This is a genomic window from Pseudomonas sp. HN2 (assembly GCF_020736465.1).
GTDB lineage: Bacteria > Pseudomonadota > Gammaproteobacteria > Pseudomonadales > Pseudomonadaceae > Aquipseudomonas > Aquipseudomonas moraviensis_A.
In genome coordinates, this window is the sequence record NZ_CP085885.1 from 4,424,929 (window position 1) to 4,441,535 (window position 16,607).

Annotated in this window: 14 protein-coding genes; 5 read left to right on the forward strand and 9 right to left on the reverse strand. The window is 62.2% G+C overall.

Annotated elements, in window-relative coordinates; translation table 11 throughout:
• Positions 1-138 precede the first annotated feature (138 nt).
• Positions 139-888 carry a response regulator gene (locus LIS66_RS19545; RefSeq protein ID WP_064361435.1) on the forward strand — a complete coding sequence of 250 codons (750 nt, stop codon included), beginning with the start codon at positions 139-141 and terminating at the stop codon, positions 886-888.
• Entirely contained in the window at positions 888-1,937 is a 1,050-nt protein-coding gene (locus LIS66_RS19550) for an ATP-binding protein (protein ID WP_227972853.1), read from the forward strand. Before LIS66_RS19545 ends, LIS66_RS19550 begins: the two co-directional genes overlap by 1 nt.
• Positions 1,938-3,063: 1,126 nt before the next feature.
• On the opposite strand, the gene LIS66_RS19555 is transcribed toward LIS66_RS19550, so the two are convergent.
• The 9 genes from LIS66_RS19555 to LIS66_RS19595 all read right to left on the reverse strand — a co-directional run bounded on the left by LIS66_RS19555 (position 3,064) and on the right by LIS66_RS19595 (position 11,230).
• Entirely contained in the window at positions 3,064-4,104 is a 1,041-nt protein-coding gene (locus LIS66_RS19555) for an AI-2E family transporter (protein WP_042607148.1), read from the reverse strand.
• Positions 4,105-4,173: 69 nt separating this feature from the next.
• Positions 4,174-4,980, reverse strand: coding sequence for a DUF4892 domain-containing protein (locus LIS66_RS19560; protein ID WP_042607149.1), 807 nt, complete (start codon positions 4,978-4,980; stop codon positions 4,174-4,176).
• 115 nt (positions 4,981-5,095) lie between these two features.
• The gene (locus LIS66_RS19565; RefSeq protein WP_227972854.1) at positions 5,096-5,950 is read right to left on the reverse strand and encodes an alpha/beta hydrolase; all 855 of its coding nucleotides are present in this window, start codon (positions 5,948-5,950) and stop codon (positions 5,096-5,098) included.
• Positions 5,947-6,753: an alpha/beta fold hydrolase gene (locus tag LIS66_RS19570; protein ID WP_227972855.1), complete on the reverse strand. Its 807-nt coding sequence runs from the start codon at positions 6,751-6,753 to the stop codon at positions 5,947-5,949. Before LIS66_RS19570 ends, LIS66_RS19565 begins: the two co-directional genes overlap by 4 nt.
• A gap of 325 nt (positions 6,754-7,078) precedes the next feature.
• Complete coding sequence (locus tag LIS66_RS19575; RefSeq protein ID WP_042607152.1) at positions 7,079-7,522, reverse strand: hotdog fold thioesterase; 444 nt, start codon at positions 7,520-7,522, stop codon at positions 7,079-7,081.
• A gap of 31 nt (positions 7,523-7,553) precedes the next feature.
• A complete protein-coding gene (locus tag LIS66_RS19580; protein WP_227972856.1) occupies positions 7,554-9,209 on the reverse strand; it encodes an AMP-binding protein in 1,656 nt (551 codons plus the stop codon).
• Positions 9,210-9,377: 168 nt separating this feature from the next.
• Positions 9,378-9,830, reverse strand: coding sequence for a phosphohistidine phosphatase SixA (gene sixA / locus LIS66_RS19585; RefSeq protein ID WP_042607154.1), 453 nt, complete (start codon positions 9,828-9,830; stop codon positions 9,378-9,380).
• On the reverse strand, positions 9,827-10,174 hold the full coding sequence (locus LIS66_RS19590) for a DUF4389 domain-containing protein (protein WP_083352189.1): 348 nt from the start codon (positions 10,172-10,174) through the stop codon (positions 9,827-9,829). The genes sixA and LIS66_RS19590 overlap by 4 nt, the downstream gene beginning before the upstream one ends.
• A 30-nt stretch (positions 10,175-10,204) precedes the next feature.
• Entirely contained in the window at positions 10,205-11,230 is a 1,026-nt protein-coding gene (locus LIS66_RS19595; protein WP_042607156.1) for an NAD(P)H-dependent glycerol-3-phosphate dehydrogenase, read from the reverse strand.
• Positions 11,231-11,427: 197 nt separating this feature from the next.
• On the opposite strand from LIS66_RS19595, the gene LIS66_RS19600 reads away from it, so the two are divergent.
• From LIS66_RS19600 to LIS66_RS19610, 3 genes are read left to right on the forward strand one after another with little or no spacing between them, the layout of a single operon-like run.
• Positions 11,428-13,551 carry a TonB-dependent receptor plug domain-containing protein gene (locus LIS66_RS19600; protein ID WP_227972857.1) on the forward strand — a complete coding sequence of 708 codons (2,124 nt, stop codon included), beginning with the start codon at positions 11,428-11,430 and terminating at the stop codon, positions 13,549-13,551.
• A 1-nt stretch (position 13,552) separates the two neighbouring features.
• Entirely contained in the window at positions 13,553-14,485 is a 933-nt protein-coding gene (locus LIS66_RS19605; RefSeq protein WP_065616801.1) for an ABC transporter substrate-binding protein, read from the forward strand.
• Positions 14,482-16,386, forward strand: coding sequence for an ATP-binding protein (locus LIS66_RS19610; protein ID WP_227972858.1), 1,905 nt, complete (start codon positions 14,482-14,484; stop codon positions 16,384-16,386). The genes LIS66_RS19605 and LIS66_RS19610 overlap by 4 nt, the downstream gene beginning before the upstream one ends.
• Positions 16,387-16,607 lie beyond the last annotated feature (221 nt).

The window sequence follows — 16,607 nt, forward strand, 5'->3', positions numbered from 1 at the left end:
CGACTCCGATACACAACCGACACGCCGGCAACACGCACCCGGGTTAGCCTCGTCCGGCGCAACACGCCCTTACAACAGCACTTCCCGCCTCCCGGCTGGACGCCTATGCTGAAACCACCCCTGGTAGTGAACAGCCCCATGCCCAACGCCCCGACAACCGTGACGGATGAAAGCAAAGACGACAAGCGCTGGAGCATCCGCGCGCTGATCGTCGACGATGACGTGCCGATCCGTGAGCTGATGATCGATTACCTCGCCCGCTTCAACATCCACGCCAGCGGCGTCACCGACGGAGCGGCAATGCGCCAGGCGCTGCAGGCCGAACACTTCGATGTCATCGTCCTCGACCTGATGCTCCCCGGCGAGGACGGTCTGTCGCTGTGCCGCTGGCTGCGTGCCGAATCGGACATCCCGATCCTGATGCTCACCGCTCGCTGCGAACCCACCGATCGCATCATCGGCCTGGAACTGGGCGCCGACGACTACATGGCCAAGCCTTTCGAACCGCGCGAACTGGTGGCCCGCATCCAGACCATCCTGCGCCGCGTGCGCGACGACCGCACCGAGCAGCGGGCGAACATTCGCTTCGACCACTGGCGCCTGAACAGCGTCCTGCGCCAAGTGATCGCCGACGACGGCCTGGTAGTGCCGCTGTCCAACGCTGAGTTCCGCCTGCTCTGGGTCTTCCTCGAACGCCCGCGCCGCGTGCTCAGCCGCGAACAACTGCTCGACGCCGCCCGCGGTCGCTCGATCGAAGCATTCGACCGCAGTATCGATCTGCTGGTCTCGCGCCTGCGGCAAAAACTCGGCGACGACCCGAAAGCCCCGCAGTTGATCAAGACCGTGCGCGGTGAAGGCTACCTGTTCGACGCGCGGGACATTGGCTGATGAGGGTGCGCTTCGACACATTGTTCGGCAGGCTGTTCGGTGTGCTGTTCGTGGCAATTGTCCTGGCCCACCTGCTGGCCTTCGCCTGGTTCAAACTCTACGGCCCTCCGCCGCCCCCACCGCCGCCCGCGTTCACAGCCAACATCGACGGCCAACCGCCGGTGCACGATTCCGCTTACCCACCGAGGCAAGCGCGTCCCTGGTTCGGTGGCCCGGTGGTGCCACTGACCTTTCAGTTCATCACGCTGATGATCGCTGCGTGGTACGGCGCCAAACTGCTCAGCCGGCCGATCCAGCGCCTGAGCGACGCCGCCGAGCGCCTGAGCGAAGACCTCGACAGCGACCCCCTCGACGAGTCCGGCCCGCGCGAAGCCCGGCAAGCCGCGCACACTTTCAACCTCATGCAGCGGCGTATCCGCGAACAGGTCCAGCAACGCGCCCGCATGCTCGGCGCCGTCTCCCACGACCTGCGCACGCCACTGTCACGGCTGAAACTGCGCCTGGAAAACATCAGCGACGACAGACTGCAAAATCAGATGCGCCAGGATCTGGACGACATGATCGGCATGCTCGACGCCACCCTCACCTATCTGCACGAACAACGCACCAGCGAAGCCTTGCAACTGCTGGACGTGCAGGCGCTGGTCGAATCGCTGTGCGAGAACGCCCAGGACCAGGGCGCCGATGTTCAGGTCAGCGGCCACTGCGCGCCCCTGCCGGTGCAACCGATGGCGCTGCGCTCATGCATCAACAACCTGCTGGATAACGCCCTGCGTTACGCCGGACAGGCACAGATTGAACTGCTGGAACAGCGTGAAGCATTGCTGATTCGGGTAATCGATCACGGACCGGGCATTGCTGAAGACCAGCGGGAAGCGGTGTTTGAACCGTTCTACCGACTGGAAGGCTCGCGCAACCGCAACTCCGGCGGCGTAGGGCTGGGCATGACCATCGCCCGCGAAGCCGCGCAGCGGTTGGGTGGGCAATTGACGCTGGAAGACACACCGGGCGGTGGGCTGACCGCTATTGTCCGGTTGCCGCGGTGCTGACTCTCTGTGGGAGCGAGCCTGCTCGCGAAGGCGTCTGTTCATTCAATGTCTGTGTTGAATGTACGCCCCCTTCGCGAGCAGGCTCACTCCTACATTGGAGTGGTGTTCATCCGGGATAATGGGTTGGCTGTGAGGGCGCTGTTGCTGGCAAGCCAGCTCCCACAGGGGATCGAGTGATCTCAGAGGACGATGGGTTGGCAGTGAGGACGTCATCGCGAGCAGGCTCACTCCTACACTTGGACTGGGTACAACCTCAAGAAACAGGTCGGCTGTCAGGCCGCCTTCGCGAGCAGGCTCGCTCCCACATTGGAGTGGTGTTCATCCGGGATAATGGGTTGGCTGTGAGGGCGCTATCGCTGGCAAGCCAGCTCCCACCGGGATCGAGTGGTCTCAGAAAGAAATGGGTTGGTTTTAAGGACGCTATCGCGAGCAGGCTCGCTCCTACAGTGGATCGCGTATCACTCAAGAGCAGGTCGGCTGTCAGGCCGCCTTCGCGAGCAGGCTCGCTCCCACATTGGAGTGGTGTTCATCCGGGATAATGGGTTGGCTGTGAGGGCGCTATCGCTGGCAAGCCAGCTCCCACCGGGATCGAGCGGTCTCAGAAAGAAATGGGTTGGTTTTAAGGATGCTATCGCGAGCAGGCTCGCTCCTACAGTGGATCGCGTATCACTCAAGAGCAGGTCGGCTGTCAGGCCGCCTTCGCGAGCAGGCTCGCTCCCACAGAAAAGCAAAGCAGCGCAGCTGCCCGCGGCGAAGCCGCCCCACTCAACAATGAGCGTTAGCTCGAGTGCTTTTGATCTTGCTTTTGATCCACTGGCGACGTCGGGAGGCTGAGCGGAGGGATTGATCCGGGCGTGGGAGCGCAGCGACCGTACGACGCAGTCGTACACAGCGAGTGTAGGTGCAGCGAAGCAAACCGGAGCCGCTGCGCCAGGATCGATCCCGCAGCGAAGGAACCCGAGCCTGCGAGGGCCGAACGCAGGAGCAAGCCTTTTGGGTTACCTTTTTGGCGTTTGAAAAAGGTGACCCGCCGTAAGGGCGGAACCCTAAGTCGCCGTTACCGCAGAAATGGATATTCACCCAAAACCCCAAGCAGCATGGTCGGCCCAAAGGCCGCCAAGCCCCCCTAGACCCGAGCCTGACTCTTACTCCAATCCGTCAACAGACTATAAGCCACCGCCAACAACGTAGGCCCAATAAACAACCCGATAAACCCAAACGCAATCAACCCGCCAAACACCCCGAGCAACACAATCACCAACGGCAGATTGCCGCCACGGCTGATCAGATACGGCTTGAGCACATTGTCCACGCCACTGATGATGAACGTCCCCCAGATCCCGAGAAACACCGCCATCCCGTAATCGCCCTTCCACGCCAGCCACGCCGTGGCCGGCACCCACACCAGCGGCGGCCCCATCGGGATCAGGCTGAGCAGGAACGTGACGATCCCCAGCACCAGCGCCCCCGGAACGCCAGCAATCAAAAAGCCGATCAACGCCAGTACCGCCTGCGCAGCCGCCGTACCAATCACGCCGTTGACCACCCGCTGAACAGTTCCGGCCACGAGCTCGATGTAATACCCGGCACGATCGCCGATCAAGCGCTGCAGCAGACTGTGCACGAACGCCGCCAGTCGCGGCCCGTCACGGTAGAAAAAGAATACGAACACCAGACTCAGCGTCAGCTCGAGAATCCCGCCGCCGATCTGCGCGCTGCGTGCCAGCAGCCAGTTGCCGACCTGCCCCAGATACGGTTTGATCGAGACCATCAACGCCGCGCCCTGCTGGTCGATGCTGTCCCACATCGCCACCAGCCGCTCACCGACCAGAGGCACGCTGCCCAGCCAGGTCGGTGCTTCGGGCAGACCGTCGACCTGCACATCCTTGATGAATGCTGTGGCATCGCGCACATGATCGGCGAGATTGAACCCCAGCCAAACCAACGGTGCGGCCACCAGCAACATCCAGCCCAGTGTCAGGATCAACGCGGCCAGCGATTCGCGGCCATTGAGCGCACGGGTCAGCAAACGCATCAGCGGCCAACTGGCGAACGCCAGCACCGCGCCCCAGAACAGCGCCGACCAGAACGGCGCCATCACCCACAGGCTGGCGCCAAACAACACCAGCAGCAGAATCTGCACCAGCAGGCGATCGTTATTGAGCATGGAAAGTCCCGGCAAAGTCAGTCAGCGAAAGAGTAGGCGAACATGCATCGCATGCTCGCCGGGCACAGCTTATCGCAACAGGTCGATGCGCAGGCCAGAGCCTTCGAGATTGCCGGTTTCCAACCTCGCCGCCCGCACGCCCTGAGTGATCAACGCCTGGCGCCAGGCTTCGGCCCTGGGCCCGGAAACCGTGACCCGCAAGGTCGTATCGAGATTCAGCCCACGGGAAATCAGGCGCAGCCAGGTAGCATCCGGGTCATCGGCGAGTTTCGGGAAATCCAGTTCGCCAGTGCTTTTCAACTGCCGCAACAGGGTCGCTGAGGTTGGCAGCAACTCGCCCAATGGCGCAGTCGCCTCGAACTGCTCGACATGCAGATAGGCTTTGCGATTGCCGCGCGTGATGCTGTAGAGCGCCACCAACGTGTTGTCCTTTGGCGCCGCCAGCCTGAGCAACAGATAGGCCTGCTGCTCATCGGAACCGTACAACTTGGCGTTGCCGAACACCTCGTTGGCCCACAGGCTGCTTTCGCCGCAATCGCGGGCCTGACACCAGAACAGCAGCTCGGCGTCCTGCTTTTGCAGGGCTTCGCGGGCGGCGGTGAAGGCTTCGGTAGCGGAATGTTCCGGCGGCAATTCGTAGGTCACCGAGGTGGTCTGGCCGCGGGCGGTGATCTGCCCGTCGAAACGCAACTGGCCGCTGATCTTGCGGATCGAGCCCAGCGGATAGATGCGCTCCAGCTCGGCGGCCGGGCGATAGTCGACGATCTGCGCGTCGGCCAGACGCGGCACGATTTGCAGATCATGGCTGCCCGGCACATCGGCGGCGAACGATAAGGAGCTGAAGCAGCCCAGCGCGAAAAGACTGAGTGACCGCATAGTCAGGCTCACCGGACGGTCAAGGCTGGGCGGGTCGGGGTCGCAGCGGTATAGAAATCCATCGAGTTTGTCTCCCATTTCAACCCGCCCAGCCTCGGCAGTTGCCCGCAGCAAGTCAAGGCATGGCGAAGAAGCGATTGAAACAGTCTGCTACAAGACCTGCGCCAGCCTGGTCATTCAGGTGCAGATGATGCCCGCCCGGCAACTGTTCGTGACTGAACGGTAGACGCTGCAGCAGCTCGGGATGCCTGGCCAGCATGCCATCCGCCGCGACCACCAGATGGGCCGGACAGCTGACGCGCAGAGCGAATGCCATCGCCTGTTCCTCGGTCAGGCGCAGCGGCGATGGCAGCGTCAGGCGATTGTCGGTGCGCCAGGTGTAACCGCCGGGCACCGGCATCAAGCCGCGTTGGGCCAACAGTTCAGCGGCTTCGCGACTGACCGCCACCAGGCCTTTCATCCGCGCCTCGATGGCACGCTCGAGGGTGGTGTAGACCGGTTTGCGCTTTTCCCGCAGATCGAGTTGCGCCTGCAGGGCCATGCCCATGCGCTCGGCGGCGTTTTCTCCTTTGTCTGTAGGAGGAATCACCCCATCGATGAGCGCCAGATGACTGATGCGCTCCGGCAGCGAACCGGCGAGGACCATCGAGACGATCGCGCCCATCGAATGCCCGAGCAGGCCGAAACGCTTCCAGCCCAGTTGTTCGGCGACTTGCAGCACATCGTGGGCGTAGTCCCACAGGGCATAACCGGCGCCGTTCGGCCGATGCCCGGAATGGCCATGCCCGGCCATGTCCAGCGCGACGATGCGCAGGCCTTTGAGCATCGGCGCCAGCCGGGCAAAGCTGTTGGCGTTGTCGAGCCAGCCGTGCAGCGCGATCACCGGCAAGCCGTCGTCAGGGCCGAACAAGTGCGCGGCCAGCTCGATGTGCGGCAGGTTCAGGCGTACTTCTTCGCAGGTCGGGCTCATGCGCAATCCTTGCTCTGTCGCTGTTCCCAGCGCATGAACAGGCTCTTGAGCAACCGTGCCGTGTCCTGCGGGCGCTCCAGCGGAAACATGTGCCCGCCGGGCATGCTCAGCGCCTCGCCTTGCGGCAGACGCGAAACGAAGCGTGTGTGATGACGCATGACCACGCGGCTCTTGTGCCCGCGCACCATGGCCAGTGGCACCTGCAATTGCCGGGTACGCCCGGGGCTGGTGTGCGGCACGCCGCGATAAATGCTGATCTCCGTGGCGGGATCAAAACGCAGACGCAGTTTGTCGTCGACCTGATGCAAACCGTGTTGCAGGTAGGCGTCGAAGCATTCCGGGTCGAAGCCACGAAAAAGGGTTTTGCCGGCAAAGTAACTGCGCGCGCTGTCCAGATCGGCGAATTCTTCACGGCGCCCGAGCGTGCGCCCGGCCGGGGTCAGCTTATCGATGAAACCAAAGCGCTTGGCCGCGCGAATCACCCACTGATCGGTGCGGGTCAGCACCGGCGAATCGAGCATCACCACGCCCCGGTACAGCTCGGGACAGCGCAACGCTGCGTGCAGGTGCAGCAGACCGCCAAAGGAATGCCCGACGCCCCACACCGGCTGCTCCTGCTGTTCCAGGTGATGGATCAGCTCATCGACGAGGTTGTACCAGTTGTCGTCCGCCGGAAAACGCGGGTCATGGGCATGCTGCTCCAGATGCGCGACCCGGTACTCCGGCGCCAGCGCCGCGAACAACTTGCCATAGGTCCCCGAAGGGAAACCGTTGGCGTGGGCGAAAAAGATCGGTTGCGACATGCGGGCAAATCCACTGGGCGAGAAACGTGGCGTTGATTGTCCGCAAGACCCGGCGCCGCAGCAATGACTGTAAGTGCCAGGAATGATGACAGTCTGGTCAGGCTGATGTGTGTCAGCGAGACTGCTTCCCCCTCTCCCCCAAAGGGGGCGAGGGGGGAAAGGGACTGATCGGGGATAATTCAATTCTGAAGGTCGGAGCGAAACCGCCGATCAGAACTCACTCTGGAACACGCAGATCTCTAAGGTCTACGACGATCGCCGAAACCACACGGTCGGCCCCCTCTCCCTCTGGAAGAGGGCTGGCCCTGACGCAACTCGATAATTGTCAGCGCAATGGTGGCTGTTCCCCCAGCGGCACCACCGCCATGGTCAGGCGCGATACGCAACTGGCCTTGCCTTCATCGCTGGTCAGGCGGATGTCCCAGACGTGTGTGGTGCGGCCAATGTGGATCGGCGTGGCCACCGCGGTCACTCGCCCGCTCCGCAAGCCACGCAAGTGGTTGGCGTTGATCTCCAGGCCGACGCAATAGAACTTGCTGGCATCGATGCACAGATAACTGGCCATCGAGCCGACGGTTTCCGCCAGCACCACCGATGCGCCGCCATGCAGCAGACCGTAGGGCTGATGGGTGCGATGGTCGATGACCATGCTCGCGGTCAGCGATTGTTCGTCGAAGGCTTCGAAGCGAATGTCCAGCACTTCGCCAATGGTGTTCTTCTGGATTGCGTTCAACTGTTCGATGTCGGGTGCAGTACGCCACAAGCTCATCGCAGACTTCCTTTGTTGTTGTAGTCGACGCTCAATCCTGCCACAGCACCGCCTCACTGCGCGCGCTCCATTCTTCGAAGCGCGCGCCGTAGCGGTCTTCAATGACATTGCGTTTGATTTTCAGGGTCGGCGTGAGGAAGCCGTTGTCCACCGCCCAGTTGTCCTTGACCACCACCAGCCGGCGCAGGCGTTCGTGTTTGTCGAGGGCGGCGTTGACCTCTTCCAGGAGCTTTTCCAGGCTCGCGTGCAGGTTCGCTCGGGGCTCCTGCTGATTGACCGTCGACAGCACGCACAACCCCAGTGGCGCACTCAGGCCATCGCCGACCACGCACACTTGTTCAATGCGCGAATGCACGGCCAGACGGTTTTCGATCGGCGCCGGCGCGACGTATTTGCCTTTGCTGGTCTTGAAGATTTCCTTGAGACGCCCGGTCAGGCGCAGGCGCCCTTCACTGTCCTGCTCGCCCTTGTCGCCGGTGCGCAGAAAACCGTCGGCGGTCAAAGTCTCGGCGGTCTTCTGCGGCTCCTTGAAATAACCGAGCATGTTGGCCTGGCTGCGCACCTGCACTTCGCCCGATTCATCGATGCGCACTTCCACTTCCGGGCACGGCTGACCAATCCAGCCCTGCTTGTATTGCCCGGGGAGGCAGATATGCGAATAACCGCAGCCCTCGGTCATGCCGTAGACCTCCAGCACATCGAGGCCGAGTTTCTGATACCAGGCAAGCAAGGTCTGTGGCACTGGCGCGGCACCGGACAACGCCACGCGCAAGGCATCCAGGCCAAGCCCGGCCAGCACTTTATGCCCGACCCGCTTGCCGATGAAGGGCAGCCCGAGGAGAAAGTCCAGACGCTGCGCCGGGATCTTGCTGTACACCCCCATCTGGAATTTGGTCCAGATACGCGGCACGCCAAACATGGCCGTCGGCCGCGCGCGCTGCAGATCGGTAATAAAGGTGTCGAGGCTTTCGGCGAAAAAAACCGTCTGCCCGGTGTAGATCGACGCCAGTTCGACAAACATGCGCTCGGCGACGTGACACAGCGGCAAGTACGACAGCAGCCGATCGTTCTCGTTGAGCCCGAACAGCTGCGTGCCCCGACTGGTGGCGAAACCGAGATTGGCGAAACTGTGCATCACGCCTTTGGGCAGGCCGGTGGTGCCGGAGGTGTAGATGATCGTCGCCAGTTGCTCGGCGGCCGGACGCGGATCGTCCTGGATCGGCGAACAGTTTTGCAGGTCCGCCCAACTGAAATCGAATTCGCCCGGCGGATGCAGCGGCAGGCTGATGGTCGGCAAACCCGCCGGCACGCCTTGGGACATGCCTGCCCAGTCATCGAGCTTGCCGATGAACGCCAGCGCACTTTCCGAGTGGGTCAGCACCTGCGTCACGGATTCCGCGGTGAGGTTGGGATACAGCGGCACCGAGACATGCCCGGCCATCCAGATCGCCAGGTCGGCGATGATCCAGTGCGCGCAGTTTTTCGAGATCAGGGCGATGTGGCTGCCGGGCGGCAGTTCCCGCGCCCGTAGCCAGTGGGCAGCGCAGCGTGCCTGATGGCCGACGTCCGCCCAGCTCAGCGTCTCGACCTGGCCGCCACCGATGGGCTGCACCAGAAAGCGCTGGCGCGGGTGCCGGGCTTCCCGTTCGTAGAACACGTCCAGCGGTAAACGGAAGGCGGCAGACATGCGACTCGCTCCTGTTTTTTTGGGTCTGGAGCAAGCGTAGTCAACCAAGCAAGTGCTTGGTTGAATTTTTTACCAAAAGAGACAAGATGAAGAGATCGCAGCCTTCGGCAGCTCCTGCAGGGGTATGCATTCCAATGTAGGAGCTGCCGAAGGCTGCGATCTTTGCTTTTAAGGGTGCTTAAGGCTATTGAGCTTCATTGAGCCAATCAGCAGTTCACTGTGTTCGAGCTCCGCCAGTCCCGCTGTACTGACTCGCTCCGGTGGATGCCCGGCGCCATGTTGCAAATAGCTGAGCAGATTGCCCACCAACGGGTTGTGGCTGACCAGCAGTACATTGCTCACCGCAACCAATTGCTCGGCCACCTTGTCGGGATCAGTATCCGGCGTCAGCCAGTCGACCGTGCGAATCTCCGGCTCGAAGCCGAGTACCTCACGAACGATTTGCGCAGTCTGCTGCGCGCGCAGATAAGGGCTGGCGTAAATCGCGGTCAGCGGCTGGCCCATCAGATGCGCCGCGCTCGTCAGGGCTTCCTTGCGGCCGTGCTCGGTCAGCTCACGTTCGGAATCGATTTTCGAGCCGTGAGGCACCGCCTCACCGTGACGCAATACCCAGAGTTTCATAGTTTTGGCTCCTCATCGCGCACCGGATGCGCGGCCGGGGCGACGGTGTGCGGCGTTTCCCCTTCCGGGGTGCGCGGCGCTGGCCAGTCGGCGAACGGCCAGGGCTTCTGGTCACTGTGGAACGTGCCGAAGCGGCCGATCTGCGCGAGGAACTGGCTGAGGCTGTCGCCAAAATTCATCAGGCTGGCGCTCGGTGCGCCGTAGATCAAACGGTAGATCAGTTGCACCAGTACCACCGCGCCGAGGATGAATTGCGCGACTTGCCAGACCAGCAGATAAACGATCATCCACAACACCCGCAGGAGAATGGATTCGTACTGGGTTTCGGTTTTCGGATCGTTCATGGCTTGCTTCCTGTCCGTGTAACAGCTGAATCAGTTGAAACCGCTGGTGGAAATAAAGTCGACGTCGGTTTTCGGCTCGGCACGCATCAGTAGACCGATCACCTGCTCCAGCGTGCGTCCTTCGAACAGGATTGCGTGCAGCCCGGCGACCAGCGGCATGTACACACCGACTTCCTGGGACTTGGCCTTGAGCACTTTGAGGGTATTGACCCCTTCGGCGACTTCGCCGAGACGCGACACCGCTTCGTCGAGGCTCAAGCCCTGACCAAGGGCGAAACCGACCTGATAGTTGCGGCTCTTGGGCGACGAACACGTCACGATCAGATCGCCGACCCCGGCCAGGCCGAGAAAGGTCATCGGGTTGGCGCCTTGATTCACAGCGAAGCGGGTCATCTCGGCCAAGGCGCGAGTGATCAGCATGCTCTTGGTGTTCTCGCCCATCTCCAGCGCCACCGCCATGCCGGCGATGATCGCGTAAACGTTTTTCAACGCCCCGCCCAGTTCGACACCGAACCGGTCGGCGCTGGCGTAAACGCGGAAGGTGCGCCCGTGCAGCGCGGCTTGCACCTGTTTGCACAGCTCTTCGTCTTCGCTGGCGACCACTGTGGCGGTCAATGCATGTTCGGCGATTTCCCGCGCCAGGTTCGGCCCCGACAACACGCCGATCCGCGCCTGCGGGGCGATCTCTTCGAGGATCTGGCTCATCAGTTTGAAGGTCTGCGCTTCAATGCCTTTGGTCAGGCTGACCAGCATCTTGCCGCTCAAGCGCTGGGCGTGGGCCGCAAGCACCGTGCGCAAGGCGCTGGAGGGCAGCGCGACAAAGCACAGATCGCAGGCGTCAAGGGTGGCCTGCAGGTCGGTGACGGCGCTCACCCCCGGCAGAATCTTGATGCCTTTGAGGTAGCGTGGGTTTTCGCGATTGACCCGGATGGCCTCGGCCTGCTCGGGGTCACGCATCCACTGAAGGACTTGATGGCCGTTCTCGGCCAGCAGATTGGCCACGGCGGTACCAAAACTTCCGCCTCCCAGGACCGCAATCGGGCGCTGTTCAGTCATATGCAATCCGTTAATCCATACCAGTGGCGATGCCGGGCATTATACGGGGCGCCCCGGTGGCGGCCAGCCCCAGCAACAATTACCGACATTTGTAGGAAGAAGACCAATAAAGCCTAGGAAAATGCCTGTAACGTCACTGGAAAAGTCGCCGCCCTCGGTTAACATGCGCGCCAATTCTTCTCTCTACAGGCTGTGTCGTGTTTTCTGGCCCTCCTCCCCCGCGCTCGCCCCTGCTACTGGCACTGCTGTTCAGCCCGCTGGTGCTGGCGGACGACCTGTTCGTCGACAGCCAGACGCTGCCGCCGGTGCTCACGGCCACGCGGCTGAAGCAGACGCCGGCAGAAGTGCCCGGGAGCATGACCGTCCTCGACAACGAATTGATCACTGCCAGCGGTGCCCGCGATATCAGCGAACTGTTGCGGCTGGTGCCGGGGATGATGGTCGGCAACATCAACGGCAATCAGCCGGCGGTGAATTACCACGGCACCAACGCCAGCGAAGCACGACGCATGCAGGTGCTGATCGATGGCCGTTCGGTGTACCGCGCCGGTCTGGCGACGGTGGACTGGAGCGATATTCCAGTGGCCATGGAAGACATCGAGCGGATCGAGGTGTTTCGCGGCCCGAACACCGTCAGCTACGGCGCCAACGCATTGATGGCGGTGATCAACATCATCACTCGCCACCCGGCGGACAGTCACGGCACGCGCCTGAAAATCACTCGCGGCCAGCGCGGCATCAACGACTTTTATGCCAGCCAGGGCACCGGTTGGGATGGCGGCGATTTGCGCCTGTCGCTGTCCGGCCAGGAAGATGACGGTTTCGACAGCGACCGCAACGGCGCCGATTACCGTGACAGTCGGCGCTTGAATCGTCTGAGTCTGGCGATCAGTCACGACCTCAATGAAGGACAAAGCCTCGACTGGCAGCTCAACGCCAAGGACGGCAGCAATCAACGGCCCTATACCTACCGCCCGGTGTTCTCCGGGATTACCGACGCCGGGAACAATTCCGACGTGGTCGCTAAGGATTACGCCGGCTCGGTGCGCTGGAACCTCGATATCAACCCGGAACACAGCCTTTACGTGCAAGGCTCGGCGCAGCATTGGGACCGCCAGCAAGTCTGGCGCGCCTGCGATGCCGAGGTGTCGTTCAGTCCTGAACTGACGCAATTGTGGCAGCTCAACCCGAATTACACCGAACGCCTGGCGCGCAACATCAGCCAGTTCACCGGCCCCGGCGCGGCACCCGGCACGCCAGAGGAAATGGCCCTGGCCAATCAGGTGCTCGAACAATGGCGTAACGGCGCGAGCAGAACCCTGTGCGGCGACATCGATCAGAGCGCCCGCGAGTCGCGTTACGACCTCGAACTGCAAGACACCCTCAGCCTGTCCGACAGCCTGCGTCTGGTCAGCGGCCTCAACTACCGCTACGACCGCGCCGACTCCGAGACCTACTTCAACGGTACCCTCGACGACACCACCTGGCGCGCCTTCGGCCAACTGGAATGGCGCGCTACCGAGCACTGGCTGGTGCAGGGCGGTGCGATGTTCGAAGACACGCAACTGATCGGCAGTTCGCTGACCCCGCGCTTCGCGGTCAACTACCTGATCAACCCGCGTCACGGCCTGCGCGCGGTGTACTCGGAGGCGATCCGTTCGCCGGACATGTTCGAGAACAACGTCAACTGGAGCTATCAGGTCAGCAACCTGCGACCTTCGGCGTATGGCCAGTCGTCGGCGCGCTATTTCGTCAAGACCCGCGGCCCCGGCGATCTCGATCAGGAGCACATGCGCTCGCGGGAATTGGGCTACAACGGCTATTTCGCCGAACTCGGACTGGCCGTAGACGTGAAGCTGTTCTACGACGAAATCACCGGGATGATCAGCGAGCCGCTGCGCAACAATCAGTACATCGCCAGCAACGCCAACAGTTCGCGCTTTCGCGGCACGGAAACGCAACTCGACTGGCGCCTCAGCAGCGCCGACCGTTTGCGCTTCACCTACGCCTTCGTCGACGCCGAGGCGAGCAATCCGCTGGATCAGCAGTTCACCTCGCGCAACAGCGGTTCCGCCGGTTGGCTGCGCAGTTGGGGCCATGGCTGGAACAGCGCCCTCTTCTATTACGGTGACAACGCGCTCAACGGCTATCGCTTCGAACGCGTCGACACACGCATCGCCAAACGCATCGCCATTGGCAAAGCGCAGCTGCAACTGGCGGGCGTGCTGCAACGGCGTCTCGACCATCAGCCGAACACCTTCGTCGATAACAATTATGACGAACGCCGGGTGATGTATTTCAGCGCCGAGCTGGAGTTCTAGGATGCGCAACGGCTCGTCACGGAAGACGCCAACCCTTGGCCACTGGCTGGCGGGGCTCTGCCTGTTCTTGACCGCGTGGCTGCACGGGGTCGCGGTGCAGGCCGCCGACATTCTCCTGACCGGCGCCGAGGAAAGCCCCGGCGTGCAGGCGTTCGTCCAAGCATTGAGTGAACTGCGCCCGACCGACAACGTGCGGTTTCAGCCGCTGGCGAGCCTGCCGGCGCCGGGCAAACTGCCGGCCAGCCTGCGCCTGATCCTGCTCGATCTGCCGAGCCTCGACTGGCGCCTGCAGGACGCGCAAGGCCCGTCGACCCTGGTGTTGCGCATCAGCCGCTTGCAGGCGCGCCAGCGTTTCGCCGATGCCCACCCGGCGCGCCTGAGTCTGCTGTGGAGCGACCCGCCGCTGAGCCGACAACTGCAACTGATCCGGCGAATTCTGCCCCAGGCCCGGCGCGTCGGCGTGCTGTTCGATGAGCACGGCGAATTCCTTCTCGACGAACTGCGCGTGGCTGCCCGGTCCTTGAATCTGGACATCGTCAGCCAGCGCTGGGACAACACCCACGACAGCCGTCCGTTGCAAGCCGTGCTGAAAAACAGCGACGTATTGCTCGGTCTCGACGACCCCGATCTGTACAACTCACAAACTGCAAAGAATCTGTTGCTCAGCAGCTACTCGCGGCAGGTTGCGCTGATCGGCCCCAACATTGCATTCGTTCGCGCTGGCAGTCTCGCCAGTACCTACAGCGATCAAAGCGACTGGCTGGCGATCCTCGACCATTTGCTCGATCAGCCGACCAGCGCATGGCCGCGGGCGCTCTATCCCGATCGTTTCAAAGTCTCAAGTAATGCGCAGGTGGCTCGTTCCCTAGGCATCGAACCGTTGAATGAAGCATCTGTCGCCAGTGCCTTGGCCGAAGGAGAGCGTCGCCCATGAATTTCCGTCGCCGTTGGGACATCAACACCCGCACGCAGCTGATCAGCCTCGGCCCGGCGCTGTTGCTGACGTTGCTGCTGATCAGCTTCTTTACCTTCGTGCGCATCCAGGATTTGCGTCAGGAGCTGAACCACACCGGCCAGTTGATCGCCAACCAACTGGCCCCGGCCACGGAATACGGGGTGATTTCGGGCAACAACGAAGTGCTGGAAAGCCTGCTCAAAGCGACACTGGCCACGCCCAATGTGCGTTTTCTCGAAGTGCAGGACAGCGCCAACCGGATTCTGGTGTATGTCGAACAACCGGCCGACAGCCACAGCCGCCCCCATCAGGTCGAAGTGTTCCAGGCCCCGGTGCGCCTGCAGCGGATCGCTTTGCACAATGATTTTTTCCAGGACGGCAAAGTCAGCAACAGCGCCGCGGGCGAGGATTATCTGGGGCGGGTGATCGTCGGCCTGTCCAACGACGCTTTCAGTCAGCGCCAGCAGGAGATCCTTTTCAAGGCCGGGATTCTCGCGCTGTTTGCCCTGCTCTTCACCTTCGTCGTCGCCCGGCGTCTGGCCGGCAGTCTGTCGCAACCGATCCGCGACATCGGCGACGCAGTCAAGGCGATTCAGGAAGGCGACTACAAAACCCCGCTGCCGATCGTCGACGACACCGAACTGGGCGCGCTGTCGCAGCACATCAACAACCTCGCCCAGGCGCTGGAACAGGCCAGCCGCGAACAGCAACAGGCGATGGCGCAACTGATCCAGACCCGCGAAGAAGCGGAAAAGGCCAACAACGCCAAATCGGATTTCCTGGCGATGATGAGCCACGAACTGCGCACCCCCATGAACGGCGTGCTGGGCATGCTGCAGTTGCTCGAAACCACCGAGATGACCGACGAGCAGGTGGAATACGCCGCTCTCGCTTCGGAGTCGACCGAGCATTTGCTCAAGGTCATCAACGACATTCTCGACTTCTCGCGAATCGAGCGTTCGGAGCTGGAGCTTGAGCACATTCCGTTCAACCTCGCCGAGCTGATCGGCGCCTGCGCGCAATCGTTCCAGCACAGTGCGGTGCAGCGAGGCCTGGCGCTGAATCTGCGCATTCCCGACGACATGCGCGGTTTGCAGGTGCAGGGCGATCCGACGCGGATCCGGCAGATTCTGGTCAATCTGGTCGGCAATGCCTTGAAGTTCACCGAGCAGGGCCGGGTCAGCATCGAGGCGCAATGGCAATCGCTGGATCATGAACTGCTGTGGTTCACCTGCTCGGTGCGCGACAGCGGCATCGGCATTTCATCGCAGAGTCTGGAGCTGATGTTCAATGCCTTCCAGCAGGCCGACAGCTCGATCTCTCGCCGTTACGGCGGCACCGGCCTGGGTCTGCCGATCGCGCGCACGCTCGCCGAACGCATGGGCGGCACCTTGCGCGCGCAGAGTGAGGAAGGACGCGGTTCGGTGTTCACGCTGGAAATTCCATTGGCGCTTTATAAGCAGGCAATGCCGGCGCTGGCCGCGCCGCGTGCGCTGAACGGCAGCGGTCAGGGCGACGGGCGTCATGTGTTGCTGGTAGAAGACAACCCGGTCAACCAGACCGTGATCGAAGCGATGCTGCGCAGTCTGGGTTTTGCCGTCAGCGTGGCGACCGATGGCGCGCAAGCGGTGCGCAGCGCCGGGGACGGCGAATTCGAAGTGATTCTGATGGATTGCCGCCTGCCGGTCATCGACGGCTACGAGGCCACGCGACAGATTCGCGGCCTGCCCGGACGCCGCGATGTGCCGATCATCGCGCTGACTGCCAATGCCTTGCAGGGCGACCGCGAAACCTGTCTGGCGGCGGGTATGAACGATTACCTGGCCAAGCCGTTCAAACGCAATGACCTGCAGCAGATTTTGCAGCGCTGGGTGTCGTAGTGTGGGCCTTTCGACCATCTGCGACTGGCGTGAAAAGCGAAAGTGCGGCAGTCTTAGGCACCCGAACGAGCCCCAAAAGGGGCTTGATTAAAAATTTCAGTGCACAAGTGTACATTCATGTCCTTGGTGCTGTGACTTTCACCACAACGCAATAGTCTATGAGTAGGCTGCCGGTTCGAGGCATGAACGCTTCGAACGGTCGGGAAGATCTGCCCCACCTG

Coding starts and splice junctions, on each gene's coding strand:
- LIS66_RS19610 (WP_227972858.1), top strand. CDS start 14,482: ATGAATTTCCGTCGCCGTTGGGACATCAACACCCGCACGCAGCTGATC.
- LIS66_RS19570 (WP_227972855.1), bottom strand. CDS start 6,753: ATGTCGCAACCGATCTTTTTCGCCCACGCCAACGGTTTCCCTTCGGGG.
- LIS66_RS19595 (WP_042607156.1), bottom strand. CDS start 11,230: ATGACTGAACAGCGCCCGATTGCGGTCCTGGGAGGCGGAAGTTTTGGT.
- LIS66_RS19575 (WP_042607152.1), bottom strand. CDS start 7,522: ATGAGCTTGTGGCGTACTGCACCCGACATCGAACAGTTGAACGCAATC.
- LIS66_RS19560 (WP_042607149.1), bottom strand. CDS start 4,980: ATGCGGTCACTCAGTCTTTTCGCGCTGGGCTGCTTCAGCTCCTTATCG.
- LIS66_RS19605 (WP_065616801.1), top strand. CDS start 13,553: ATGCGCAACGGCTCGTCACGGAAGACGCCAACCCTTGGCCACTGGCTG.
- LIS66_RS19580 (WP_227972856.1), bottom strand. CDS start 9,209: ATGTCTGCCGCCTTCCGTTTACCGCTGGACGTGTTCTACGAACGGGAA.
- LIS66_RS19550 (WP_227972853.1), top strand. CDS start 888: ATGAGGGTGCGCTTCGACACATTGTTCGGCAGGCTGTTCGGTGTGCTG.
- LIS66_RS19565 (WP_227972854.1), bottom strand. CDS start 5,950: ATGAGCCCGACCTGCGAAGAAGTACGCCTGAACCTGCCGCACATCGAG.
- LIS66_RS19590 (WP_083352189.1), bottom strand. CDS start 10,174: ATGAACGATCCGAAAACCGAAACCCAGTACGAATCCATTCTCCTGCGG.
- LIS66_RS19545 (WP_064361435.1), top strand. CDS start 139: ATGCCCAACGCCCCGACAACCGTGACGGATGAAAGCAAAGACGACAAG.
- LIS66_RS19555 (WP_042607148.1), bottom strand. CDS start 4,104: ATGCTCAATAACGATCGCCTGCTGGTGCAGATTCTGCTGCTGGTGTTG.
- sixA (WP_042607154.1), bottom strand. CDS start 9,830: ATGAAACTCTGGGTATTGCGTCACGGTGAGGCGGTGCCTCACGGCTCG.